This is a genomic window from Pseudomonas sp. PDM18, assembly GCF_014852585.1.
GTDB lineage: Bacteria > Pseudomonadota > Gammaproteobacteria > Pseudomonadales > Pseudomonadaceae > Pseudomonas.
Map to the genome: position 1 here is coordinate 101,799 of NZ_JACVBX010000008.1, position 25,321 is coordinate 127,119.

Consider the following 25,321-nt stretch of genomic DNA (forward strand, 5'->3'; position numbering starts at 1 on the left):
CCCTATTCATCCCGACTTGCCTCATACCACTGTGCGATCCCGCCCTGGCCCAGTAAAATCGCGCTCTTTTTTCCCGGACCGCCGCCCATGAGCTCCCTCGAGAATCCGTCCGCCGCCAAGGACCAGCCCGACCTGGTCTACGGCCTGGAAGACCGCCCCGCCCTGCCCATCGCGTGGCTTGCCGCGCTGCAGCACCTGCTGGCGATCATCGTGCCCATCGTCACCCCCGGCCTGCTGATCTGCCAGGCGCTGGGCGTGTCGCCGCGCGACACCAACCTGATCGTGTCGATGTCGCTGGTGATCTCCGGCATCGCCACCTTCGTCCAGTGCAAGCGCTTCGGGCCGTTCGGCGCGGGCCTGCTGATCGTCCAGGGCACCAGCTTCAACTTCGTCGGCCCGCTGATCGCCGGCGGTGCGCTGATGGTGAAGAACGGCACCCCGGTGGAAGCGGTGATGGCGGCCATCTTCGGCGTGGTCATGGCCGGCTCCTTCGTGGAGATGGGCGTGTCGCGCATCCTGCCCTTCGTGAAGCGCCTGATCACCCCGCTGGTCACCGGCATCGTGGTGCTGATGATCGGCCTGACCCTGATCAAGGTCGGCCTGATCAGCATGGGTGGCGGCTTCTCCGCCATGGGCAACGGCACCTTCGCCAACGGCGAGAACCTGATGCTGTCGGGCCTGGTGCTGGCGATCATCGTCATCCTCAATCGCATCCCGGTGGTGTGGATGCGCAGCGGCGCCATCGTCATCGCCCTCGCCGTGGGCTACGCGCTGGCCGGCTATCTGGGCCGCCTGGACTTCACCGGCATGCATGAGGCGCCGGCCTTCCAGGTCCCGGTGCCGCTGCACTTCGGCCTGGGCTTCTCCTGGAGCCTGTTCATCCCGATGCTGGTGATCTACCTGGTGACCTCGCTGGAAGCCATCGGTGACGTCACCGCCACCAGCAAGATCTCCAGGCAGCCCGTCGAGGGCCCGCTGTGGATGCAGCGCATCAAGGGCGGCGTGCTGGTGAACGGTGCCAACTCTCTGCTGGCCGGCCTGTTCAACACCTTCCCCAGCTCGGTGTTCGCGCAGAACAACGGCGTGATCCAGTTGACCGGCGTCGCCAGCCGCCACGTCGGCCTGTGGATCGCCGCGATGCTGATCGTGCTGGGCCTGTTCCCCAGCGTCGCCGGGGTGATCCAGGCCGTTCCCGAGCCGGTGCTTGGCGGCGCGGTGATGGTGATGTTCGGCGCGGTCGCCGCTTCCGGCATCAACATCCTCGCCGGCACCCACCTGGACCGCCGCGCGCTGCTGATCATCGCCGTCAGCCTGGCGCTGGGCCTGGGCATCTCGCAAGTGCCGGAGTTCCTCGCGCACATGCCCCACGCGATCCGCAACGTGCTGGAATCCGGCGTCGCCACCGGCGGCATCTGTGCCCTGCTGCTCAACTGGTTCCTGCCCGAGTCCGACGCTGCGAAGGCCTCGCACAACGGCTGAATCGGCACGACGCCACCTTCGGGTGGCGTCGTCGTTTATGCTCCCCGAATGACCACTACCCTGCGCATCGGCGTCATCGCCGACACCCACGGTCTGCTGCGCCCCGAAGCGCTGGCGGCGCTGCAAGGCTGCGAGCGCATCCTGCACCTGGGCGATATCGGCCCCGCCACACTGCTGGATCAGCTGCGCGAACTGGCGCCGCTGGACGTGGTGCGCGGCAACAACGACACCGACGACTGGGCCGCCGCGCTGCCGGAAACGCTGCTGCTGGAACTGGGCGGATTGCGGCTCTACCTGATCCATGACCTCAAGCAGTTGGCCATCGATCCCGCGGTCGAAGGCATCGACGTGGTGCTGGCGGGGCATTCCCACAAACCGCTGAATGAGGTGCGCAATGGGGTGCTGTACCTGAATCCGGGCAGCGCTGGACCGCGCCGGTTCAAGCTGCCGATTGCGTTGGCGATTCTGGAAATACGCGACGGGCAGCCGCTGGTGGAGATGGTCACGCTCGCCTAAGAGCGTTCGCGAGCGAGCCCTTTTGAATCCGTAGGGCGCATAACCTGGAACAGGTTATCCGCCGGCCAGCATCCGGCGGATAACGCTGACGCGTTATTCGCCCTACGAAATTGCTCCGGACGCACCTTGTAGGAGCAAGCTTGCTCGCGAACCGCTCCTGCACCGTAGTTAGGGTTCCAGCAGATGAGTGGCCAACTGCGCCACCGCCTCCTGCCGCTCGCTCTTCTCGCCGCGCCGGCGGCCATTGAGGGCGGACCACTCCGGATGTGCCCGCGCCTTGCGCAACGCCTCGGGCAACTTCCCCTCGCGCCACTGCTTGTCTTCGGGCGATTGCACCTGGATCGCTTCTACCGCCGCATGCCCGCGCGTCTGCAGGGCCGCCAGCAGTTGCCGCTGACGCAGCGCCAGCAGGCGCAGCACGCTGTCGTCCACCGACAGCTCGCGACTGCCCTTGAGCTTGCCCAGCAGGCGTTGGCCGTAGTGGCCGACTGTCTGCCAGGCGCCGCCGGCGATGGCGCCCAGGGCGGTGGCTGCGCCAAGGGTCAGGCCGCCGACCAGTAGATCGATCCCCGCCCCCGCTGCCGCGCCAGCCGCAACGCCGCCACCGAGGCGAATGCCCAGTTGGCGGAGAGTTTCCGGGTTGAACAGGTCATCGCCCCAGCGCCCGTCCAGCAACGGCAGGTCGGCGGCGCGGGCGTCGTCCTTGCGGAAGGCGTAGAGGCTGAGCAGCGCCTTCACGCAGGTATCTTCGCGCTTGCGCACCTGATTGCGCAGCGTCTCGGTGGCTGCTCGAACAGCACTGTCGCCAGCGGGCACCAGTTGGCGGCAAGCGGCGACATCCACCAGCAGCTCGGCGATCAGCCGCGCCCCGGCCTCGCGGCGGGCGACGGCCTGGGCCTCGTGATCTGCGACCAGTCGATCCAGCTGCGGGCGCGCACGCTCCAGCAGCAGCGCCAGGCTTTCGTACAGGCGGCGCTCACCATCCAGCGGCGGCGCCACGCTATCGAAACGCACCAGCGCATGCAGACCGAGACGGGACAGCGCCTCGCGCCACTGCTCCTCGCGGTGCTGTGGGCTGGCGACAAAGTTGAGTACCGGCAGCAACGGTCGTGCGCAGGCGGCGAGCACTGCCAGCTCGTCGCGGTACTTGGCCAGCACCGGTTCGCGGGCGTCGATCACGTAGAGGCCGGCGTCGGAAGCGAGCAACTGGCGCAGCACCTTGGCCTCCTGCTCGAAGCGGCCACGGGCTTCACTGCCCTCGAGGAAGCGACGCAGCTTCTCCGGGCCGTCCAGGCGCTCGCCGGGGCGCTCCAGGCCATCGAGGAAGTCGCGCAGGGCGATGGCGTCCTCCAGGCCCGGCGTGTCGTACAGCTCCAGCAGCGGTTCGCCGTCCACCGACAACCGCGCGCCCTCCACATGCCGCGTGGTACTAGGCCGGTGGGAGACCTCGCCGAAGCCCACGTCGCGGGTCAGGGTACGCAGCAGGGAGGTCTTGCCGACGTTGGTGTGGCCGACCACGGCCAGTTTCAGCGCATCAGTCATGCCCGGTCTCCAGCCAGCCCAGGGGCGATGCCGAGGTGTGCGGCAGTTGCAGGCGCTCGATGCCGGCGTGCCAGTCGCCCAGGCGCTCGGCGTCCAGCGCTTCGCCGACCGGCGCCTGCAGCAGCCAGACGCGGGTGGCGGCGGCGCAGCGCGAGAGTTCGGCGATCAGCGCCAGGGTGCCGCGATCCGGCGAGCGGCGCGGGTCGCAGGCGATCACCAGGCGCGCCGGCGGGTAGCGGGTAAGTTGCTCCAGCAGGCGGCGGCGCTGGGCGCCGTCGTCGAGGTCGCCGGCGTTGGCGATGCCTTCCGCCAGCTTCGGCGGCCAGTTGGGCCGGTCCAGCAGTTCGATGGACAACAGCACGGCGCCATCGGCGGTGGTCGACGGGGCCTGCGCCTGCGGCTCAATCAGTTCGTCCGGCGCGGCATCGCTGACGCCGAGGCGCTCGCTGGCCGGCATCAAACGCTCGCGCAGCAGGGCGTAGCCGGGCAGCGAGACATCCAGCGCCAACTGCGCACGTCCGCGCTTCCAGCGCCACAGGCAGAGCAGCCAGAGCGCGCCGCGCAGCAGCACGCCGTACACCAGCAGGATGCCCACCAGCCAGCCGGCCCAGGCATGGCGCGCGTTCTCGCTGGCCACCAGGGCATCGCCGCTGGCGCGCACCAGTTCGGCGTCCGGCTGCGGGAAGCCGAGCAGCGACGGCAGCGCGCCGAGGCCGTGGGTCAGGGCGATGAAGGTATCGCCGCCGAGGATGGTGGTCTCCCAGACGAAGCCGTAGCGCCGCGTCGCCAGCAGCGCCAGCATCACGCCCAGCGCGCTGGCCAGGGCGACGAGCCAGAGACCGTGGACCAGCAGGCCGAGCGCCCAGCGAGTGAGCTTCTGCCGGTCCAGCAGCACCAGCAGCGCGGGCGCCAATTGCGCAGCATGGGCGTCGCGGGCGAACTTGCCGCTCAGCCACAACCACAGGCGGCCGAGCGCACCGCCAGCCTCGCCGCCAGCGAAGAAGGCCAGGGTCCAGCCGATCAGGGTAATCAGGTGCAGGCCGAGCAAACTGGCCAGGGCCCAGAACACGTTGACCGGGCGCAGGCCGTCGCCGAGGGCGGCGAAGGCCAGGCCGCCGCCGGTGAACAGCGCCAGCGCCAGCAAGAGATAAAGCGCCAGGCGTGAGCCCTGCACCCAGGTGCGCAGGGCGGCGCGCTGGCCGTCACGCTCGGCGAGCAGCAGCGCACGGTGTTGCAGGCGGCGGGCGAGGTCGCCGCCACTGACGATGGCGCGACGGTTGGCTTCGCTGTCTTCCAGCGGGCCGACCTGCTCTTCGCGCAGGCGCACGGCCTCGCACAGCCACAGGGATTCGAGGGCGGAAGCGGGGGTTTCGCTCACGGGGTCTCCGACAGTCGGTACTCGGCACCAAGGATAACCGCTGCTCGCCGCCGCGTCCCGGCACCGCCGGTAACACCCAGTGGCGTCAACCAAACCAAGGAGGGGCTCTCGCCATGCCCGGCCAGCCTCAGACTCATCACACAAAGCTGCTCCTATAAAAACAAGAATGAGGCCTCGCCATGCTGCGCTCGATGCTCAGTGCCTTGCCCCTGCTGCTGGCCGCCGCCACCGCGGCCGCCGTGGAAACACCGCCGGTGCGCCCCTCCAATTGGGGCCCGGACACCCCGCTGATGCAGGCCGTGCCGCCGCGCGTGCTGGACGCGCACGTCAGCGCCCGGCAGTCCGACAGCAACACCTCGCAACTGTGGATCAGCCACACCGACTTCCGCCTGCACGACGACATCGGCTTCTTCATCCGCAAGATGCTGATCCAGATGAGCCCGGTGGCCGGAGGCGCCACGCCGCTGATGCTGGATGATCCGAAGTCCATGGTCGCGCGCATCCAGGCCGGGGACATCTTCGTCGCCGACGCCACCCTCGCCAGCCTGCTCAACGAAGAGCTGCGCAACGCCAACGCGCCAGTGCGCAACCTCAAACTCAGCACCCGCGCCGATGGCCAGGAAGTCCACGGCGAGCTGCTGCGCAAGGGCCGCTGGCGGCCGCTACGGATGGTCACCGGGATCGAGCAGGCCGGGCCGCTGAAGGTGGCGCTGGTACCACAGCGAATCTTCGTCGACGGGGTGGACGTCACACCGTCGCTGACCGCCGCCTCCATCGAGATGTCCGAGGTGCTGCAACTGCACACCGCGCACATGCAGCTGATCGGCAACCGTATCCTGGTCGACCTCGACGGCCTGTTCCCGCCACCGCGCCTGGACTTCACCGTGAGCAGCCTGAAGCTCGCCGATGGCGGCATGGATCTGCTGCTGGGCAGCGACCTCGCCGAGCTGAAGTGGCCGCAGCTCAAGGCGCCGCAGAGCTACATGTTCATCGAAGGCGGCGACATCAAGATGGCTCGGACCATCCTGGTGAAGGCCTACGCGCTGTTCACCAGCCTCAGCCCGGACGCGCCGCTGCTGTTCAACCTCTACGACTACCGCCGCCAGCTGCAGTACGGCGAAATCCGCCTGCGCGAAGACGGCATGGTGCACATCGCGGTGTCGCCGGTGAAGGCGCCGGCCCCGGAGGAGAAAGCCCTATGAGACCCCTCCTTGCCTCCCTACTTTGCCTCACGCTGGCCGGTCAGGCCGTCGCCGAGAGTGCCATCGACAAGCAACAGCGCGAACTGGGCGTGCTGCGCCAGGGCTGGTTCCAGCAGACGCCGCCAGCGCCGGACTTCAAGGCCAGCCGGCCGGGCGGCCTGCGCGATTCCGGCCAGGACGGCGTGGGCATCCTGCTCAATAACGTGGACATGTACTTCCAGGGCAACATCGGCTTCCACAGCCCGCAGCTCAAGGGCTGGCTGGTGCCGCTCAAGGCCGGTGAGCCGATCGACTTCGACCGCCCGCAGGACATGCGCATCAACGTTTCCGAAGGTGAGGTGATCCTCAGCCCCGAACAGCTCGGCAACCTGTTCAACCAGCACATCCTCGCCTACCCGGAAACCATGCTGCGCGACTTCAAGCTGAGCATCGAAGGCGACCGCCTGCTGGTCTCCGGCGAAGTGCAGCCGCTGGGCGTCGGCCCTTGGCTGCCGCTGCGACTATCCGGCACGGTGAAGCTCGATGGCGACAACCTCGACTACCAGCCCGACAGCGTGAAGGTGCTCGGCGTGCCCAGCTACGGCGCCATGAGTCTGGTGGGCCTGCGCCTGGATTCGCTGGTGACCCTGGAGCGCCCCGGCGCGGTGCTGCAGGACAACGTGATGCACCTGAACTACCACCAGGTCTTCCCGCTGGTGGGCATCGACGGCCGCGTCGAATCCACCTGGCTGGACGCCCAGGGCCTGCACCTGAAGTTCGCGCCGAAGCACGGCGCCGCCTCGCTGGCCTTCGAGCCGCCGCGCCAGGCCGGGCAGTCCTATATCTGGCTGCAGTCGGGCGACCTGAAGATCTTCGAGATCCTCATCACTTACTCGCAGGTGCTGCTCAAGGCCGAGCGCCCGGACCAGACGCTGGCCTTCAACCTCAAGGACTATCGCAAGGTGCTGGCCACCGGCATCACCCAGGTCAACGAGGACGGCACCTTCTTCATGCGCGTTCCGCCACCCGCCGGCCCCGCCGACGGCGAGCGGCTGGTATCCTCTGGCAACGGGAGTTCCCGCTGATGTTCACCACTGGAGTCGAGATGACCCAAGCACTGCCCCTGGCGATGATCGCCGCCCTTGCCGAGAACCGCGTGATCGGCGTCGACAACCGCCTGCCCTGGCACCTACCGCAGGACCTCAAGCACTTCAAGGCCATGACCCTGGGCAAACCGGTGATCATGGGCCGCAAGACCTGGGACTCCCTCGGCCGCCCGCTGCCGGGCCGGCTGAACATCGTGGTCACCCGCCAGGCGGGCCTGAAGCTCGAAGGCGCGGAAGTCTTCACCAGCCTCGACGCTGCCCTGGAGCGCGCCGAGCAGTGGGCCAAGGAGGAGGAAGCCGACGAGCTGATGCTGATCGGCGGCGCGCAACTCTACGGTGAAGCCCTGAGCCGTGCCGAGCGCCTCTACCTGACCCGCGTCGGCCTGAGCCCGGCCGGCGACGCACATTTCCCCGAAGTGAACGAAAGCCAGTGGCACCTGGCGTCGAGCATCGAGCACGACGCGGAAGGCGAGACGCCGGCCTATGCGTTCGAGGTGTGGGAGCGGGCCTGAGCCCCGAACCGCACAACGAAAAACGCCGCCCCGGTTCCCCGGCGCGGCGTTTTTCTTTACTCCCGTATCAGAACGCGAAGTGCTGCGCGTCCAGCGCCATCAGGCAGTCCGCGCCGCCCAGCAGGGCCTCGCGGTGCATGCTGGCACGCGGCAGGATGCGTTTGACGTAGAACTCGGCGCTGGCGAGCTTGGCGCGATAGAAGTCCGCGTCACCCTCGCCGGCAGCCAGCTTCGCCTGCGCCACGCCGGCCGCCTGTAGCCAGAGGCCGCCGAGCAGCACATAGGAGCAGTACTGCAGGAAGTCCACCGAGGTGGCGCCGATTTCCTGCGGGTCGCGCTGGCAGGCGGCGATCACTTCGCTGGTGAGGCTGCGCCATTCCAGCAGGCGTTGCCGGACGGTTTCCGCGAGACCTGCCAGTTCAGTGCGCGCGCCAACGGTTTCGCAGACCGCCGCCAGTTCGCCGATCAGCGCGTTCAGTTCCGCGCCGCCATCGCCCAGCAGCTTGCGGCGGATCAGGTCGAGCGCCTGGATGCCATTGGTGCCTTCGTAGATCTGGGTGATGCGGCTGTCGCGCATCAGCTGTTCCATGCCCCATTCGCGGATGTAGCCGTGGCCGCCGTAGACCTGCACGCCGAGGCTGGAAACCTCCTGGCCAACGTCGGTGAAGAACGACTTCACGATGGGAATCAGCAGCGCCGCGCGCTTGCTCGCCGCCTTGCGGCCGTCCGCCTCAGGGTGGCCGTGCTCCAGGTCCAGTTCGCGGGCGCAGAGCGCGGAAATCATCCGGCAGCCCTCGGTGAGGGACTTCTGGGTCAGCAGCATGCGGCGCACGTCCGGGTGGACGATGATCGGGTCGGCGGCCTTGGACGGCTCGGCCGCACCGGTCAGCGCGCGCGATTGCAGGCGCTCGCGAGCATAGGCCAGCGCACCCTGGCAGGAACGCTCGGCGATGCCCAGGCCCTGCAGGCCGACCTGGAAGCGCGCGTCGTTCATCATGGTGAACATGCACGCCAGGCCCTGGTTGGCCTGGCCGATCAGCCAGCCGGTGGCCCCGTCGAAGTTCATCACGCAGGTGGACGCGCCCTTGATGCCCATCTTGTGCTCGATGGCGCCGCAACTCAGGGAGTTGCGCGCGCCCGGTGTTCCGTCGGCGCTGGCGATGAACTTGGGCACCAGGAACAGACTGATGCCCTTCACCCCGGCCGGCGCATCCGGCAGGCGCGCCAGCACCAGGTGGACGATGTTCTCGGAAAGGTCCTGCTCGCCGCCGCTGATGAATATCTTGCTGCCGCTGACGCTGTAGCTACCGTCCGCCTGCGGTTCGGCGCGGGTGCGCAGCAGGGCCAGGTCGGTGCCGGCCTGGGGCTCGGTGAGGCACATGGTGCCGCTCCACACGCCGCTGACCATCTTCGCCAGGTAGTCTCGCTGCAGCTCCGGCGCACCGTGTTTGTACAGCGCCAGCACCGCACCCTCGGTGAGGCCGGAATAGACGCGGAAGGAAAGCGAGGCGGCCATCAGCATCTCGTGGAAGCTGGCTGCGACCATCTGCGGGAAGCCCTGGCCGCCGAAGTCGGTCGGCCCGGTCATGCTTGCCCAGCCGTTGTCGCAGTACTGCCGGTAGGCCTCGCGGAAGCCGTCCGGGGTGGTGACTTCGCCATTAAGCAGGGTCGCGCCCTGCTCGTCGCTGTTGCGGTTCAGCGGGGCGACCACTTCGCCGGTGTAGCGCGCGCCTTCTTCCAGCACGCCGTCGATCAGCTCGCGGTCGAGGCCGTTGCCGAGCAGCTCGCAGTGGGCGCTGACATCGAACAGCTCGTGGAGGACGAAGCGCATGTCGCGCAGGGGTGCCTGGTAACTCATGTTCAGTGCTCCTGTTTCACGTCGGCGAAGCGGCCATTGGCGGCGGCCAGGCGCTCGATCAGCGCGGCAGGCTGCCATTGCGCGCCGTGTTCGCCGGCCAGGTCACGCAGGCGCGCCAGCACGCTCTGCGGGCCCTGGGCATCGGCCCAGGCCATTGGGCCGGACTTGTCCCTGGGGAAGCCATAACCATTGAGGTAAACGGTGTCGATGTCGGCGCTGGTGGAGGCGATGCCTTCGTCGAGGATCTTCGCGCCTTCGTTGACCAGCGCCAGCAGGCAGCGCTCGAGGATTTCCTCGGCGCCAACGTCGCGGCGGGCGTAGCCCAGGCGCTCGGACTCACGCACTACCAGCGCGTCCACTTCCGGATCGTGCTCGGCCTGGCGGCTGCCCGGCTCGTAGTGGTAGAAGCCGTTGCCGGACTTCTGGCCGAAGCGGCCCATCTCGCACAGGCGGTTGTCCACCTGCACGGTCGGTGCGTCCTGGCCCTTGCCCGCCAGCTCGCGGGCGCGCCATTCGAGGTCGATGCCGACCACGTCGAACATGCGGAACGGCCCCATGGCGAAGCCGAAACCCTGGATCGCCGCGTCGACCTGATGCGGTAGCGAGCCTTCGAGGATCAGCCGGCGCGACTCCTGGACATACTTCTCCAGCATGCGGTTGCCGATGAAGCCATGGCAGTTGCCGGCGACCACGCTGACCTTGCCCATGCGCTCGCCCAGCTCCAGGGCCGCTTCGAGCACGGCGGGAGCGGTCTTGGCACCACGCACGATCTCCAGCAGCTTCATGATGTGCGCCGGGCTGAAGAAGTGCAGGCCGAGCACTTGGGACGGCCGCGAAGTCACCGCGGCGATGGCGTCGACGTCCAGGTAGGAAGTGTTGGAAGCCAGGATGGCCGAGGGCTTCAGCGCCGCATCCAGTTCGCGGAAGATCGACTGCTTGAGCTCCAGGTTCTCGTACACCGCCTCGATCACCAGGTCCACCTCGCGGATCGCCGCGTAGTTCGCCGCCTGGGAGATGCGCGCGCGGCGACGGGCGGCTTCGGCCTCGTCGATGCGGCCCTGGCGCACGTTGTGGGCGTAGGTGTCGGCCACGGCGCCGAGGGCCTGGGTGAGCATCTGCGGGTTGTTGTCCAGCCACAGGACCTGCACGCCGGCGTTCGCCAGGCACATGGCAATGCCCCGGCCCATGGTGCCGGCACCGATAACGGCGGCGCTGGCGATGCGGATGTTCTGGCTCATGTTGTTCCTCTTGTCAGCCTGAAACGCTCGTTTGAAGACCACTCACCTTAGGGAAGGCGGTACTATTTTTGAAATTTTGAGTTGTGATAAGTGGAATTCAGCCAGTGAATATGACCACCTTCGACCTCAACCTGCTGCGGGTGCTGGATGCGCTGCTGCGCGAGCGCAACGTCTCACGGGCGGCGGAACGCCTGTCGCTGAGCCAGCCGGCGGTGAGCAACGCGCTGAACCGCCTGCGCGAACTGCTCGATGATCCGCTGCTGGTGCGCGTCGGCCGGGCGATGCAGCCGACGCCTCGGGCGCTGGAGCTGGAAGCGCCGATCCGCGATGCCCTGCAGCGCATCGGCCAGAGCCTGGCCGGCGGCGACACTTTCGACCCGGCGCGCAGTCGCCAGCGCTTCACCTTGGCGCTGACCGACTATGTGGAAGCGCTGTGCATGCCGCACCTGCTCGAAAGTCTGGGCAGTGCGGCGCCAGGCATGGGCCTGAGCATCCAGCACCTGACGCCGACGCTGCCCGCCGAGGCGCTGGACAAGGGCAACCTGGACCTGGTGCTGGGGCGCTTCGAGGAGCTGCCGGCGCGCTTCCAGCGCCGCCCGTGGGCGAGTGAAACGCTGCGCCTGCTGGCCCGGCGCGGGCATCCGCAGGTCGATGGCGGGATCGATCTGCCGACCTTCCTCGGCCAGCGGCACCTGTGGGTGTCCGGCGGGCAGACCAAAGGCATGGTCGATCAGTGGCTGGCCAGCCAGGGGCTGAAACGGCAGGTCGCCTACACTACGCCCAACTACCTGCAGGCGGCGCATCTGGTGGCGACCACGGACCTGCTGACGGTGCTGCCAACGCGGCTGGCGGCATACTTCGCGGGGTTGCTGCCGCTACAGGTGCTGGAGCTGCCGTTCGACGTGGGGCAGTTTCACTTGGAGCTGGTCTATCTCGCCCAGCGAGAGCGGGATACGGCGTTGCAGTGGTTGGTGGAGCGGATTGTGGAGTCTGCGCCGGAGTGATTTTCGCCGGATAACGTGTAGGAGCGCGCAATGCACGCGATCGCGGGCATGGCCCGCTCCACAAGGGAATACCATCGATGGGCCAAACCTGTAGGAGCGAGCTTGCTCGCGAACCCACCCAACGTCGGTGTATCGGGTGACGTCTGTTCGCGAGCAAGCTCGCTCCTACAAAGCAGAAACGCGCCCGAAGGCGCGTTTCATCGGGATCAGAATCGATCGCGAACGATCGTCTCTTCCAGCGGCAGGCGACCGATGCGCGGCTTGGCTTCCACCGCCTGCTTGCCCACGGCGATCATCAGGCCGATGGCATGGTTGGCCGGCAGGTTGATCAGCTTGGCCACCGCGTCGAAGTCGAAACCGACCATCGGCACGCTGTCCAGGCCACGGCCACGGGCGGCGAGCATCAGCGTCTGGGCCACCAGGCCGCTGCTGCGCATGGCTTCGTCGCGCTGGGTCTGCGGCTTGTCGCGGTAGTAGCCGTCGATGGCGCCGACCATGTAGTTCTTCACTTCGGCCGGGGCGCCGTCCCACACGCGCTCGGCGTTCTTCTCCCAGCTGTCGACCTGCGCGCAGACGATCACCAGCATCGAGGCGTCGGTCATCTGTACCTGGTTCCAGCCGGCTTCACGAATCTGCGCGCGCAGCTGCGGGTCGCTGACTTCCACCAAGCGCACGTGCTGCAGGTTGAACGAGGTGGGGGCGAGCAGCGCCTGTTGCAGCAGGTCGTCCTTCTCCTCGCGGCTCATCACATAGGAAGTGTCGAAACCACGAATGGAACGGCGGCTGCGGATGGCGTCTTCGATCAGCATGGGAAATCCTCTGGCTGGCATGGGCGGGAATGGCGCGCATGGTAAGCCCAGAGGCCGCTCCGTTGCAGAGCGACGTATCGATAATGTCTATCCAGAGCGTCGATGGAACGGCGCCCACAACCTCGGCGCCGTCGTGGCGATCAGCTCTCCAGCGCTTCCACCGGTACCGCCGCGGCCTGGCGCTGCTTGGGCGAGGTGAAGCTCAGATAACCGTCCTCGACCTTGCCGAAGCGCAGCAGGGCCAGGTCCAGCGCGTAGTTCTGGTAGAGCTTCCACGGCGTGCGGTCGCCCTGCTTGGGCATGCGGTCGGCGGCGCGCTGGATGTAGCCGGAGTTGAGGTTGAGGAACGGTTCTTCCTTCACCGATCCATCGGTCTGGCGCGGCGTGCACTGGCGCATGCCGATGGCATCGAGGTGGTTGATCAGGCGACAGAAGTACTCGCTGGAAAGGTCGGCCTTGAGCGTCCAGCTGGCGTTGGTGTAGCCGACGATAGCGGCGAGGTTGGGCAGATCGCGCAGCATGATGCCGCGGTAGCCCATGCTCTGGGTGACGTCGAACGGCTTGCCGTCGATGGCCAGCTCCGCGCCACCGAACATCACCAGGTCCAGCCCGGTGGCGGTGACGATCACATCCGCCTCCAACACCTGCCCGGACTTGAGCAGGATGCCCTTCTCGGTGAAACGCTCGATATGGTCGGTGACTACGGAAGCGCGGCCCTGGCGCAGCGCCTTGAACAGGTCGCCGTCCGGCACGCAGCACACGCGCTCGTCCCACGGCTTGTAGCGCGGGCTGAAGTGGCGCATGTCGAAATCCTTGCCCAACTGCAGGTTGGCCAGCTTGAGCATGAGCTTGCGCACCGCGCCGGGGAACGCCTTGGAAGCCATGAAGAAGATCATCTGCATGGTCACGTTGCGCGCCCGCGCCTGGCGGTACACCCACTTCTCCGGCAGGAAGTTGCGCAGGAAGTTGGAGATCGGGTCCTTCGCCGGCAGGGTGATCACGTAGGACGGCGAGCGCTGCAGCATGGTGACATGGGCAGCCTTGTCGGTCAGCGAGGGGATCAGCGTGACGGCGGTGGCGCCGCTGCCGATCACCACGATGCGCTTGCCGCTGTAGTCGAAGTTTTCCGGCCACAGCTGCGGGTGGATGACCTGCCCGGTGAAGCTCTCGCGCCCGGCGAAGTCCGGGGTGTAGCCAGCGTCGTAGCGGTAGTAGCCAGTGCACATGAAGAGGAACTGCGCGCTCATGCGCACCGGTTGTTCCTCATCACCGCGCTGCACAAGCAGGTTCCAGCGCGCGCTGGCGCTGTCCCAGTCGGCCTTGAGCACGCGGTGGTGGTAGCGGACCTTGTCCTCGACGCGGTACTCGCGGGCGGTCTCGCGGATGTAGTTGAGGATCGACGGGCCGTCGGCGATGGCCTTGGGGTCGGTCCAGGGCTTGAAGTTGTAGCCCAGGGTGTACATGTCCGAGTCGGAGCGGATGCCCGGATAGCGGAACAGGTCCCAGGTGCCGCCCATGGCCGCGCGGCCCTCAAGGATGGCGTAGGACTTGCCAGGGCACTGCTTCTGCAGGTGACAGGCTGCGCCGATGCCGGACAGGCCGGCGCCGATGATCAGTACATCCAGATGCTCGGTGGACATGTTAGGGGCTCCTTGTTGCCGCGCCCTGAGAGTCTAGGCGGGAATGCGTCCCGACACCCTACAAGGAGCCCCGCTGGCGCCACGCCGACCTTTAGTCGTGCGTGGCGCCGATGCGGTTACAGCTGCCCTTGCACCCAGTCACGGACCTGGGCGTAGGGGTAGTCTTCCAGCGTCGCGTAGCCCGGCAGCGTGCGCGCGCGCATGCGGGTGAAGGTGGGCACGCTGATGCCGCAGAGGAAACGCGTCACGCAGTCGGCGCTGGGCTCCATGCCCCGGGCGCTGCGGTATTTCTCCAGGAAGGCGGCGCAGCGACTGTGGAGCGACTGGCCGTCCAGCGGCGGCAATGCGGGCGGTTCCGGCAACCGGGCGACGCGGCCGGCGCAGACCGAGCAGTGCCCGCACTGGCGCGGCGCCTGCTGGTCGCCGAAGTACTGGGCCAGGCGCCAGCTCAGGCACTCCGAGCTGCCCAGCAGCTCGAGCATGGCGCCGATACGGGCGATCTCGCTTTCCTCGTGGCGCTTGAAGTAGCGGTGCAGCTCCTCGCTCAGGTTATCTACAGAGAAGGACGCATCGCGCACCGAGTAGACCTCGGTCATCTGCTTGCTCTCCAGCTCGGCCCAGCCGCGCTCCTGGAAGTAGTCCAGCGCCTTCACCACCCGCGCGCGTTCGGCGCCGTGGCGGCTGTAGAGGGTGTCGAAATCCAGGGTCGCCCAGGTGCGAGCGCGGGCCGAAGTGGTGAGGATGGCGTCGACGAACTGCCGCCGCTCGCCCTGGAAATGATTCAGAAGCTCAGCGGCATCTATCAGCAGCTTGTAGCGATATTCGGCGAAATAGGCGAAACGCGGGGCGATGATGCCGCGCAGCTCCAGCTGCACCAGCAGCGTCTTCAACGGCAGCTGACGGATATTGGACTGGTCCGACAGCGGCACCAGCATGGTTTCCCACTGACCACCCCCCTGATCTCCAGCCGCCTGGCGAATCTCTTCCAGCACGGTGCGAATGCCCTCGCGCTCAGGCGTGTCGCCGTAGACGAAATTCTCCAGCACGTTGAGGCTGTCGCGGTTGGCCAGCACCAGGCACTCCGAACGCTGGCCGTCACGCCCGGCGCGGCCGATCTCCTGGCTGTAGTTCTCCAGCGACTTGGGCAGGTCGTAGTGCACCACCTGGCGGATGTTGCTCTTGTCGATGCCCATGCCGAAGGCAATGGTCGCGACGATACAGTTCAACCGGCCTTCCATGAAGCGGCGCTGGATGCCCTCGCGCTCCGGGTGTTCCATCCCGGCGTGGTAGGCGCAGGCGGGAATGCCACGCTCGGCCAGGTGCGCGGCGACTTCCTCGGCGGTCTTCTGCTGGGTGACGTAGACGATGGCCGGCTGCCCGGTGCGCTCGCCCAACCACTGCACCAGCCGTGTGCGGCGGGCGGAACTGGCCACCGGCTCCACCTGCAGGTCGAGATTGGCGCGGTAGAAGCCGGTGGTGACCACGTCGGCTTCGGCGATGGCGAACTTGCTGCGCATGTCGGCGATTACCGCTGGCGTCGCCGTGGCGGTGAGCAGCAGCACCTGGGGAATGCGGAACTGCTTCTGGTAGTCCGGCAGCTTCAGGTAGTCGGGGCGGAAGTTGTGGCCCCATTCGGAAATGCAGTGCGCCTCGTCCACCACCAACAGGGAAATCGGCACCTCGCCGATGAAGTTACGGAAGCGCTCGTTCTTCAGCCGTTCCACCGAGATCATCAGCACCTTCAGCTCGCCGCTGCGCGCGCGGGCCATGGTTTGCGCGGTCTGCTCGCGGCTCTGCGCGGAGTCGATGCTGGCGGCGGCGATGCCGTGGCGGGCGAGGAAGGCGAGCTGGTCCTGCATCAGCGCCAGCAGTGGCGAGACCACCAGGGTCAGGTGCGGCAGCAGCAGCGCCGGCAGCTGGTAGCACAGCGACTTGCCCGAGCCCGTCGGGAAGATCGCCGCCGCCGAGCGCCCGGCCAGCACCGCGCTGACCGCTGCCTCCTGGCCGGGGCGGAACTGGCGGAAGCCGAAGATGCGTTCGAGGGTGTCGTGCATGGGGATAACTCCGTTGCCTGTCATGGACGATCCCGTGAGCCTAGGAGCGACCATTGTAGGAGCGAGCTTGCTCGCGAACAGCCCAACTCCGGTTCGCGAGCAAGCTCGCTCCTACGAAGAGCACCTCGGAGCAGGACCGTTCCCAGGCACCAATGAAAAAGCCGCCCGAAGGCGGCTCTTTTGAAGCACGGGCTCGCTTACAGCTGCGGGCCGGCGTTCTTGATGGCGTCGCTCACGTCGAACTTCTGGAAGTTGTCGATGAACTTGCTGGCCAGGCCCTTGGCGGCTTCGTCATAGGCGGCCTTGTCTTCCCAGGTGTTGCGCGGGTTGAGCAGGACGGTGTCGACGCCCGGAACGGCCTTGGGCACGTCCAGGTTGATGATGTCCAGATGCTCGGTCTCGGCACCGATCAGAGCACCGCTCTGGATGGCGGCGATCACGCCACGGGTGGTCGGGATGTTGAAGCGCTTGCCGACGCCGTAGCCACCGCCGGTCCAGCCGGTGTTGACCAGGTAGACCTTGGAACCGAAGGCCTTGATGCGCTTGATCAGCAGCTCGGCGTAGACGCCAGCCGGGCGCGGGAAGAACGGTGCGCCGAAGCAGGTGGAGAAGGTCGACTTGATGCCGCCGCCAGAACCCATTTCGGTGGAACCGACCAGCGCGGTGTAGCCGGACAGGAAGTGGTAAGCCGCCTGCTCGTTGTTCAGGATCGACACCGGCGGCAAAACGCCAGTCAGGTCGCAGGTCAGGAAGATCACGGCGTTCGGTTCGCCGCCGAGGTTCTGCTCGGAACGCTTCTCGACGTTTTCCAGCGGGTAGGCCGCGCGGGAGTTCTGGGTCAGGCTGTCATCGGCGTAGTCCGGAGTGCGGTTTTCGTCGAGGACGACGTTTTCCAGCACGGCGCCGAACTTGATGGCTTTCCAGATGACCGGCTCGTTCTTCTCGGACAGGTCGATGCACTTGGCATAGCAACCGCCTTCGATGTTGAAGACAACGCCTTCGCCCCAGCCGTGCTCGTCGTCGCCGATCAGGTAGCGGCTTTCGTCGGCGGACAGGGTGGTCTTGCCGGTGCCCGACAGACCGAAGAACAGGGTTACGTCGCCTTCTTCGCCGATGTTGGCGGCGCAGTGCATCGGCAGCACGTCTTTTTCCGGCAGCAGGTAGTTCTGCACGCCGAACATGGCCTTCTTCATTTCACCGGCATAGCGCATGCCGGCGATCAGCACTTTCTTCTGGGCGAAGTTGAGGATCACGCAGCCATCGGAGTTGGTGCCATCACGCTCGGGCACGCACTCGAAGTTGGCGACGTTGAGGACCTGCCACTCTTCGCGGCCGGCCGGGTTGTACTGCTCGGGCTCGATGAACAGCGCACGGCCGAACAGGTTCTGCCAGGCAGTAGCGGTGGTCATCTTCACGGCCAGGTAGTGGTCGTGGGCCGAACCTACATGGACGTGGGAAACGAAATGGTCCTGGGCGTCATTGAAGGCCTGGACACGGTCCCACAGGGCATCGAACTTGTCGGCCGGGAACGGACGGTTGATGGCGCCCCATGCGATGGAATCCTTGCTGCCCGGCTCTTCGACGATGAAACGGTCGGCAGGCGAGCGGCCGGTGCGGTGGCCGGTTTTCACCACGAGCGAGCCGTTGTCGGCGAGTTCGCCTTCGCCGCGGCGAATGGCTTCTTCCACCAGTTGGGCAACGCTGATATCGGTGTAAACGGCTTTATTGGCTTGCGTCATGTGGGTCCCCGTCGGCCGAAGCCGAGTCCTCCAAACATTGCGTAGTGACTTCTGATTCCCACTACCGCGGAAAAAAGTCGCGGGATTATGCCAGAAAAGAACTGTTCTCGTGCAGCCTCTGATCTGGCAAGAGCGCCATTGGTTCGGCTATCGGACAAGTCGATGCGGTCAATGGCGGGTTTCTGACGGTGTCTGGCTTCCGCCGCCCGAGAACAGCTGGGCCACGTCCGAACCGTCGAACTGGTAGCGCTGGTTGCAGAACTGGCAGTCGATGACGATCTCGCCATCCTCTTCGGCCAGCAGACGCTGCGCATCCTCCAGACCAAGACTGACCAGTGCGTTGGCCGAGCGTTCCCGCGAGCAACTGCAGCGGAACACCAGCGGCTGCGGGTCGAACAGGCGCACGTCGTCCTCGTGGTACAGGCGATGCAGCACGGTGGCGTTGTCCAGGCCCAGCAGCTCCTCGGCGGTGAGAGTGTCGGCCAGGGTGCTGACGTGCTGCCAGCTGGCTTCCCGCGACTCGGCGTCGCGCTGACGGTCAGCCGGCAACTGCTGCAGCAGCAGGCCACGGGCGCGACGGCTGTCGGCGTTCAGCCAGAATCGAGTCGGCAGTTGCTCGGAGGTCGCGAAGTAGGTCGAGAGGCAATCGGCCAGGGTTACACCTTCCAGCGGCACGATGCCCTGGTAGCGCTTGCCGTTCTTCGGATCGACGGTAAGGGTCAGTACGCCCTCTGGCATCAGCTCGGGCAGGCCGGCGGTATCGCCGATGGCGTCCGCGTCGTAGCGGGCCAGGCCACGCACTTCGCGGTTGCTGGAGCATTCCACCATCAACAGCGGTACAGCGCCGTTGGAGCGTGCCTGCAGCACCAGCAGGCCGTCGAACTTGAGGGTGCCGCACAGCAGCGCGGCGGCGGCTAGCATTTCTCCCAGCAACTGGGCGACCGGCTGCGGGTAGGGGTGCTTGGCCAGCACTTCGGCGAAGCTGCGGTCGAGCTCTACCAGCTCACCACGGACATCGGTGTTGTCGAACAGGAAACGCTGACTTTGATCGATCTGGGACATGCTTGGCACAACGCTGCGATAGGCACAAATAAATGACAAGTTGATGGCAAAGGCCTATAAAGCGCGCTTTGCAGCACCCACCCATGTTCGGGGGGTTCCGTAAGGGGGTATCGATTTTATGGACAAAACCACGCCGTTCCAAGCCACCTGGTCCTGGAAGCCCTTCATCGCCTGCCACCTGCTGGCGGCAGCCCTGCTCCTGCTGTGGATCTGGGAGCCCGCTCGCAGCGCGATGGACCTGTTCGATTTCAGCCTGTTCAGCCTGCTCAACCAGCCGCTGGCGACCAACGAAGCCTGGCGCCTGACCTGGGCCGTGGCGAGCACCCGGCCGTTCGACCTGCTGGTGGGGGTGATCCTGCTGCTGCTGATGATCCGTGGCGACTGGATCTTCAAGGCCACGCAGGTCCGCGCGGCGACCTTCGGCTTTTTATGCGCAGCCGTCGTGCTGGTGGTCGTGCGCATCCTCTACGCCAAGGTCGCCCACAAGCTGGGCTGGCAGCACGCGAGCATTTCCAGCATCGCGCCGGATGCCGTACGCCTGGAACACTTCTTCCCGCAATGGGAAGACACGCCCTTCGAGGTGAAGGACGAATCCGCCCGCAGCTTCCCCGGCGACCACGCCTCGGTGCTGCTGATCTGGGCGCTGTTCCTCACCCTGTTCGCCCGCAACGCCCTGCAGTGGATGGTGATCTGGGGCCTGGCGCTGCTGTTCATGCTGCCGCGCCTGGTGGCCGGCGCGCATTGGGGCCAGGACGACTACATCGGCGGCGTGCAGATGGCGCTGGTGGCCCTGGCCTGGAGCTGCTTCACTCCCTTCGCCGCCAAGGGCAGCGCCGCCCTGGTTCGCTGGACCGACCCGCTGTTCCGCCTGGCCGCGAGGATTCCACTGGTCAACCGCTTGAGCGTCATCACGGCCTGACGGCTACCTGATCCCGGCGAGGGCCCGTCGCCCTCTCCGGTCGATCATTCCTGATCGCGGAAGCTGAACAACTGGCGGCGCTGCTTCTTGGTCGGCCGCCCGTCGGTCTGCACGCCCAGCGCTCCGGCCTTGCGCATTGCCGAAGCGTCCTCGCGGCGTTTCAGGCTGTCAGCGGTCTCTTCATAGAGCAACTGCGCTTCGGGCGCGCCACGGCGCACCATGGACAACGCCTTCACCACCACGGTGCGCTCGTCGAAGCCGGTGCGGATCACATACTCCTCGCCGACCTTCGGCTCCTTGCCCGGCTTGCAGCGCTCGCCCCGGCAATGCACCTTGCCACCGTCGATGGCTTCCTTGGCCAGGGAGCGGGTCTTGTAGAAGCGCGCCGCCCACAGCCACTTGTCCAGGCGGACCTTGTCGTCGTCTTTTTCGCTCACTTCACAACCTCGTCATGCGGGTCTGAGAGTGTACCCCGCGCCCCGCTGGCGGGGCACAAGCGGCCTGACTAGAATGCCGGCAAACGCCGGGGACACCAGCCTTGAAGACTTTCGACCAGCTGTCGGTAATTGGTCTGCGCGAATGGATCGCCCTGCCCGAACTAGGCATGGTCGGCCTGCGCGCGAAGATCGACACCGGCGCCAGCACCTCCAGCCTGCATGCCAGCGACATCGTGCCCTTCGAGCGCGACGGCCAGAGCTGGGTGCGTTTCGTCGCCCACCTGGGCACCCAGGTGCAGCGCCGCCACCGCTGCGAAGCTCCGGTGGTGACGATGAAGACGATCAAGAGTTCCAACGGCCAGGCCCAGACCCGTTACGTGATCCGCACCCTGCTAGCCCTGGGCGACCGCGCCTGGTCGGTGGAATTCACCCTGGCCTGCCGCAAGACCATGCGCTACCGCGTACTGCTAGGCTCCAAGGCTCTCGTGCAGGGCCAACTGGTGGTCAACCCCGGCGTCACCTACGTACAAGACAAACCCCTCATCATGGTTCCCGCCACCCTTCCAGGTGATCAATGAAAATTGCTGTGCTGTCGCGCAATCCGCGCCTGTATTCCACCCGTCGGCTGGTGGAGGCCGGGCAGCAACGCGGCCACGAGATGGTGGTGATCGACACCCTCCGCGCCTACATGAACATCGCCAGCCATAAGCCGCAGATCCACTATCGCGGCAAGCCGCTGGAAGGTTTCGACGCGGTGATCCCGCGCATCGGCGCCTCGGTGACTTTCTATGGCTGCGCCGTGCTGCGCCAGTTCGAGATGATGGGTGTCTTCCCACTCAACGAGTCGGTGGCCATCGCCCGCTCCCGCGACAAGCTGCGCTCGCTGCAGTTGCTGTCGCGCAAGGGCATCGGCCTGCCGGTGACCGGCTTCGCACACTCCCCCGATGACGTGCCGGACCTGATCGAGATGGTCGGTGGCGCGCCACTGGTCATCAAGCTGCTGGAAGGCACCCAGGGTATCGGCGTGGTGCTCTGCGAGACAGAGAAGGCCGCCGAATCCGTGCTGGAGGCTTTCATGGGGCTCAAGCACAACATCATGGTGCAGGAGTACATCAAGGAAGCCGGCGGCGCCGACATCCGCTGCTTCGTGGTCGGCGATAAGGTGATCGCCTCGATGAAGCGCCAGGCCGCGGCCGGCGAGTTCCGCTCCAACCTGCACCGTGGCGGCAGCGCCAGCCTGATCAAGATCACCCCGGAGGAGCGCATGACCGCCATCCGCGCCGCCAAGGTGATGGGCCTGCACGTCGCCGGCGTCGACATCCTGCGCTCCAACCACGGCCCGCTGGTGATGGAGGTAAACTCCTCGCCGGGGCTGGAAGGCATCGAGACCACCACCGGCAAGGACATCGCCGGGGTGATCATCGAGTACCTGGAGAAGAATGGCGGGCCGCATCTGGCGCGGACCAAAGGCAAGGGATGAGCCGGGCTTTCGCGACGCATGCGTCGCGCCGGCGAACGCCAGGCCACGGATGGCCTGGCAGGGGTCTCAGAGAGGCACGTGGTCACGACAGGGATGTCAGGATTGCCCTCTCAGAAAGCGCTCTCCAGCCAAACGGCGGATAAGCGTCCCGCTTTATTCGCCCTACCGGAGCGCACCTCCTGCCTGCGTTGCCAGGCTGAACCCTTCGCGAGCAAGCTCGCTCCTACAGGCTCCTCCCACCGCTATCGGATGTACTCATGCCCGCTCCCCGCCCCCACGCCGAACTCACCTGGTCGCCCATCGAGGGCCGCGTCGCGCTGGTTGCGCCGGCCTCGGCGATTGCCGAAGAGGTGCTGGAAGCCACCCTGCGCCAGCTGGAGGTGCAGGGCATCGACTACCACCTGGGCGAGCACGCCGACGCCCGCTACCGCTACCTGGCCGGCACGCCGGAGCAACGCCTGGAAGACTTCCACGCCGCCTTCGAGCGAGAAGACGTCAGCGCCGTCTGGTGCCTGCGTGGCGGCTACGGCTGTGGACAACTCATCCCGCAGCTGGACTGGCAGCGCCTCAAGGCCGCCTCGCCGCGCCCGCTGATCGGCTTCTCGGACATCTCCATCCTGCTCAGCGCCTTCCACCGCCAGGGCCTGCCGGCGATCCATGGCATGGTCGCCACCGGCCTCGGTCTGCAGCCGTTGAGCGCACCCAGCGAGCAGCGTGAACGCCTGGCCTCGCTGGCCTCGATCAGCCACGTACTGGCCGGCGGCCCCGGCAAGCTGGCGGTGCAGCACCTGGCAGGGCCGAAGGCGGCTGTAGAAGGCGAACTGATCGGCGGCAACCTCACCGCACTGGCCTGCATGGCTGGCACAGCAGGCGCGCTGTACGTGCCGGACGGCGCGATCCTTATCCTCGAAGACGTCGGCGAACCCTACTACCGCCTGGAGCGCAGCCTCTGGCAACTGCTGAACAGCCTGGACGGCGCACGCCTGGGCGCGATCTGCCTCGGCACCTTCACCGATTGCCCGCGCAAGGGCGTGGCCCACAGCCTGGAAGAAATCTTCGCCGAGTACGCCGCGCAGCTGGGCGTGCCGCTCTACCACGGACTGCCCAGCGGCCACGGCGCGCACAACCGCGCCTGGCCCTATGGGCGCCAGGCGGTGCTGGAAGGCAAATCCCTGCGCTGGGATTAGTGCGCGTCGCGCGGCAGCAGCAACCCCAACGGCAGGCAGACTCGCGCTTCCACACCACCGCCCTCGCGGTTGCGCAGCTCGATGCTGCCGCCGTGCTGTTCGGCGATACGTTTGACGATAGCCAGACCGAGGCCGGTGCCCTTGCCGCCGCGCGCTTTGTCGCCACGGAAGAAGGGGTTGAAGATGTTTTCCAGCTCCTGCGGATCGACCCCCGCGCCACGGTCCAGCACGCTGAGCACCACGTAGGGCGCGCCGCCACCGCCCGCCACGTGGGCTGCCACTTCGACCTTGCCGCCGCCGTGGTTCAGGCCGTTCTCGATCAGGTTGCCAAGCAGGCGCTTGATCGATACCCGGCGGAAGCGGAACAGCGGCAGCGTCTCCAGGCACAGGCGCACGCGGTTGCCGCTCTGGTTGAAGGCGTCGGCCACCTCGCGGATCAGGTCGGCGAGGTCGCCCTCTTCCACCGACTCGTCGCGGCCATCGCGGATGAAGGCGAGGAACTGGTCGAGGATGGCGTCCATGTCCTCGATGTCACGGACCATGTCCTCGACCATTTCGCGGTCGCTGTCGGGCATCAGTTCCAGTGACAGGCGCAGGCGCGTCAGCGGCGTGCGCAGGTCGTGGGAAACCCCCGCCAGCATCAGCTCGCGCTCGCGACCGGCCTGCTCGACATCGTCGGCCATCTGGTTGAACGCGCGGTACACCTCGGCCATCTCGCTGGGCGTTTCCGGCCCCAGCGGCAGGCGCACGCTGCGCCCCTTGCCGAACTCGCGGGAGGCGAAGACCAGGCGCTTGAGCGGCTGGCTGAGCAGGCGCACGAAGATCCAGGCGGCAGCGGTGGACAGCAGGCCGATGCCGAGGAACCAGCCCAGCACGCTCCAGATCTGCTGGCCGCGCAGCGGGTGCGGGTAGAGCGGCACGCCGATCCAGCCGTCACCCAGGGTCGGCGCGCGAACCCAGAGCATCGATGGATGGTGGATACGCAGGCGGGTCTCGGTGTCGATGCCCAGCTCCATGCGCATCTGCCGCTGGAAGATTTCCGTGTAAGGCCAGTGCACTTCCTCCGGCTGCCCCTGTTCGTGGGGCGCCCACTTCAACCCGGCGGACTGGGCGATGGCCTCGCGCGACTTCTCGTCCGCCGCCCAGTAGGCGCGCACGGTCAGCGCCGCGCCATGGCTGTACTGGCGGTCGACCAGCATGTCTTCGTTCATCAGCAGGTACACCAGGGTCAGCGCCTTGGAGAACAGCACGACGATGAGCACCAGCCAGAGGGTGCGGGCGAAGAAGCTTTGCGGGAACCAGAGGGGTGTTTTCAAGAGGGCGTTACCAGCGGAACACGAACGGCCGGGGCGAAGGACTCCGCCCCGGCGGGGTCAATCACTTGCGGGCGGCGCCGTCCGGCACGAATACGTAACCCACGCCCCAGACGGTCTGGATGTAGCGCGGCTTCGACGGATCGGGCTCGATCAGCCGGCGCAGGCGGGAAATCTGTACGTCGATGGAGCGCTCCAGGGCGTCCCACTCGCGGCCGCGAGCCAGGTTCATCAGCTTGTCGCGGGTCAGCGGCTCGCGCGCATGCTGCACCAGGGCCTTGAGCACGGCGAACTCACCGGTGGTGAGCATGTGCACTTCCTCGCCCTTCTTCAGCTCGCGGGTAGCCAGGTGCAGCTCGTAGTCGCCGAAAGTGACGACCTCGTCCTCGCCCGCCGGCGCGCCCGGCACCAGCGGCGCCTGGCGGCGCAGCACGGCCTTGATCCGCGCCAGCAGTTCGCGCGGGTTGAAGGGCTTGGCCAGGTAGTCGTCGGCGCCCTGCTCAAGGCCTGAGATACGGCTGGACTCGTCGCCCTTGGCGGTGAGCATGATGATCGGGATCTGGTTGTTCGACTCGCGCAGGCGCTTGCACGCGGAGAGGCCATCCTCGCCGGGCATCATCAGGTCCAGCACCACCAGCTGGAACAGCTCGCGGGCCAGCAGGCGGTCCATCTGCTCGGTGTTTTCGACGGCGCGGACACGGTAACCCTGCTCATCGAGGAAGCGTTCCAGCAGACGGCGCAGGCGGGCGTCGTCATCGACCACGAGGATCTTTTCGCCTTCCGGCAGGGTGGCAGCGTTGGTCATGGAAACTCCCAGAATCTGATTCGACGGGCATTATCGCCCAGCCGCCGCGCATCACGGCCTGT

General features: G+C 66.8%; 22 protein-coding genes. 10 read left to right on the forward strand and 12 right to left on the reverse strand.

Translation table 11 applies throughout. From position 1 onward, the window contains the following. The first annotated feature begins 87 nt into the window (after positions 1 to 87). The gene (locus IB274_RS17325; protein WP_192433150.1) at positions 88 to 1,479 is read left to right on the forward strand and encodes a uracil-xanthine permease family protein; all 1,392 of its coding nucleotides are present in this window, start codon (positions 88 to 90) and stop codon (positions 1,477 to 1,479) included. A 48-nt stretch (positions 1,480 to 1,527) separates the two neighbouring features. Further along, on the forward strand, positions 1,528 to 1,995 hold the full coding sequence (locus tag IB274_RS17330) for a metallophosphoesterase family protein (protein ID WP_192433152.1): 468 nt from the start codon (positions 1,528 to 1,530) through the stop codon (positions 1,993 to 1,995). A 168-nt stretch (positions 1,996 to 2,163) separates the two neighbouring features. Here IB274_RS17330 and IB274_RS17335 read toward each other — a convergent pair whose 3' ends face one another. Both IB274_RS17335 and IB274_RS17340 read right to left on the reverse strand, forming a co-directional pair. Next, positions 2,164 to 3,537, reverse strand: coding sequence for a GTPase/DUF3482 domain-containing protein (locus tag IB274_RS17335; protein WP_192433154.1), 1,374 nt, complete (start codon positions 3,535 to 3,537; stop codon positions 2,164 to 2,166). Beyond that, entirely contained in the window at positions 3,530 to 4,915 is a 1,386-nt protein-coding gene (locus tag IB274_RS17340) for a DUF2868 domain-containing protein (RefSeq protein WP_192433156.1), read from the reverse strand. The genes IB274_RS17335 and IB274_RS17340 overlap by 8 nt, the downstream gene beginning before the upstream one ends. Before the next feature lie 179 nt (positions 4,916 to 5,094). Here IB274_RS17340 and IB274_RS17345 point away from each other — a divergent pair, with 179 nt between their 5' ends. Genes IB274_RS17345 through IB274_RS17355 form a run of 3 tightly spaced genes read left to right on the forward strand, consistent with a single transcriptional unit; the run spans position 5,095 to position 7,714 of the window. Beyond that, complete coding sequence (locus IB274_RS17345; RefSeq protein ID WP_192433158.1) at positions 5,095 to 6,117, forward strand: hypothetical protein; 1,023 nt, start codon at positions 5,095 to 5,097, stop codon at positions 6,115 to 6,117. Then, positions 6,114 to 7,181 carry a hypothetical protein gene (locus tag IB274_RS17350; protein ID WP_192433160.1) on the forward strand — a complete coding sequence of 356 codons (1,068 nt, stop codon included), beginning with the start codon at positions 6,114 to 6,116 and terminating at the stop codon, positions 7,179 to 7,181. Before IB274_RS17345 ends, IB274_RS17350 begins: the two co-directional genes overlap by 4 nt. A 20-nt stretch (positions 7,182 to 7,201) precedes the next feature. Beyond that, positions 7,202 to 7,714 carry a dihydrofolate reductase gene (locus IB274_RS17355; RefSeq protein ID WP_192433454.1) on the forward strand — a complete coding sequence of 171 codons (513 nt, stop codon included), beginning with the start codon at positions 7,202 to 7,204 and terminating at the stop codon, positions 7,712 to 7,714. A 67-nt stretch (positions 7,715 to 7,781) separates the two neighbouring features. Here the strand turns inward: IB274_RS17355 and IB274_RS17360 are convergent, their stop codons facing one another. Both IB274_RS17360 and IB274_RS17365 read right to left on the reverse strand, forming a co-directional pair. Then, positions 7,782 to 9,572, reverse strand: coding sequence for an acyl-CoA dehydrogenase C-terminal domain-containing protein (locus IB274_RS17360; protein ID WP_192433162.1), 1,791 nt, complete (start codon positions 9,570 to 9,572; stop codon positions 7,782 to 7,784). A gap of 2 nt (positions 9,573 to 9,574) precedes the next feature. After that, entirely contained in the window at positions 9,575 to 10,810 is a 1,236-nt protein-coding gene (locus tag IB274_RS17365) for a 3-hydroxyacyl-CoA dehydrogenase (protein WP_192433164.1), read from the reverse strand. 104 nt (positions 10,811 to 10,914) lie between these two features. Here IB274_RS17365 and IB274_RS17370 point away from each other — a divergent pair, with 104 nt between their 5' ends. Continuing rightward, a complete protein-coding gene (locus IB274_RS17370) occupies positions 10,915 to 11,814 on the forward strand; it encodes a LysR family transcriptional regulator (RefSeq protein WP_192433166.1) in 900 nt (299 codons plus the stop codon). A gap of 206 nt (positions 11,815 to 12,020) precedes the next feature. Here IB274_RS17370 and IB274_RS17375 read toward each other — a convergent pair whose 3' ends face one another. From IB274_RS17375 to hslO, 5 genes are all read right to left on the reverse strand, one after another. Then, the gene (locus IB274_RS17375; RefSeq protein WP_192433168.1) at positions 12,021 to 12,623 is read right to left on the reverse strand and encodes a nitroreductase family protein; all 603 of its coding nucleotides are present in this window, start codon (positions 12,621 to 12,623) and stop codon (positions 12,021 to 12,023) included. A 140-nt stretch (positions 12,624 to 12,763) separates the two neighbouring features. Further along, positions 12,764 to 14,263, reverse strand: a complete 1,500-nt coding sequence (locus tag IB274_RS17380; RefSeq protein WP_192433170.1) for a flavin-containing monooxygenase — start codon at positions 14,261 to 14,263, stop codon at positions 12,764 to 12,766. Positions 14,264 to 14,379: 116 nt separating this feature from the next. Continuing rightward, positions 14,380 to 16,317: an ATP-dependent DNA helicase RecQ gene (locus IB274_RS17385; RefSeq protein ID WP_192433172.1), complete on the reverse strand. Its 1,938-nt coding sequence runs from the start codon at positions 16,315 to 16,317 to the stop codon at positions 14,380 to 14,382. 197 nt (positions 16,318 to 16,514) lie between these two features. Further along, entirely contained in the window at positions 16,515 to 18,056 is a 1,542-nt protein-coding gene (locus tag IB274_RS17390; RefSeq protein ID WP_192433174.1) for a phosphoenolpyruvate carboxykinase, read from the reverse strand. Between the two features lie 168 nt (positions 18,057 to 18,224). Continuing rightward, a complete protein-coding gene (gene hslO, locus IB274_RS17395; RefSeq protein ID WP_192433176.1) occupies positions 18,225 to 19,118 on the reverse strand; it encodes an Hsp33 family molecular chaperone HslO in 894 nt (297 codons plus the stop codon). 118 nt (positions 19,119 to 19,236) lie between these two features. Here hslO and IB274_RS17400 point away from each other — a divergent pair, with 118 nt between their 5' ends. After that, entirely contained in the window at positions 19,237 to 20,037 is an 801-nt protein-coding gene (locus tag IB274_RS17400; RefSeq protein WP_192433178.1) for a phosphatase PAP2 family protein, read from the forward strand. Positions 20,038 to 20,081: 44 nt separating this feature from the next. Here the strand turns inward: IB274_RS17400 and IB274_RS17405 are convergent, their stop codons facing one another. Beyond that, positions 20,082 to 20,474, reverse strand: a complete 393-nt coding sequence (locus IB274_RS17405) for an RNA-binding S4 domain-containing protein (RefSeq protein WP_192433180.1) — start codon at positions 20,472 to 20,474, stop codon at positions 20,082 to 20,084. Between the two features lie 134 nt (positions 20,475 to 20,608). Between IB274_RS17405 and IB274_RS17410 the strand changes: the two genes are divergently transcribed. The 3 genes from IB274_RS17410 to IB274_RS17420 all read left to right on the forward strand — a co-directional run bounded on the left by IB274_RS17410 (position 20,609) and on the right by IB274_RS17420 (position 23,141). Then, complete coding sequence (locus IB274_RS17410) at positions 20,609 to 21,052, forward strand: ATP-dependent zinc protease (protein WP_263866458.1); 444 nt, start codon at positions 20,609 to 20,611, stop codon at positions 21,050 to 21,052. Next, positions 21,049 to 21,954: a 30S ribosomal protein S6--L-glutamate ligase gene (rimK, locus tag IB274_RS17415; protein ID WP_038803545.1), complete on the forward strand. Its 906-nt coding sequence runs from the start codon at positions 21,049 to 21,051 to the stop codon at positions 21,952 to 21,954. Before IB274_RS17410 ends, rimK begins: the two co-directional genes overlap by 4 nt. Positions 21,955 to 22,211: 257 nt before the next feature. Beyond that, complete coding sequence (locus IB274_RS17420) at positions 22,212 to 23,141, forward strand: S66 peptidase family protein (protein ID WP_192225121.1); 930 nt, start codon at positions 22,212 to 22,214, stop codon at positions 23,139 to 23,141. On the opposite strand, the gene IB274_RS17425 is transcribed toward IB274_RS17420, so the two are convergent. After that, positions 23,138 to 24,457, reverse strand: a complete 1,320-nt coding sequence (locus tag IB274_RS17425) for an ATP-binding protein (protein ID WP_081515287.1) — start codon at positions 24,455 to 24,457, stop codon at positions 23,138 to 23,140. The two genes, IB274_RS17420 and IB274_RS17425, sit on opposite strands and share 4 nt — an antisense overlap. 61 nt (positions 24,458 to 24,518) lie before the next feature. Beyond that, positions 24,519 to 25,259 (reverse strand): two-component system response regulator OmpR, encoded by a 741-nt coding sequence (gene ompR, locus IB274_RS17430; protein ID WP_081515286.1) that lies wholly within the window; start codon positions 25,257 to 25,259, stop codon positions 24,519 to 24,521. Between the last annotated feature and the right edge of the window lie 62 nt (positions 25,260 to 25,321).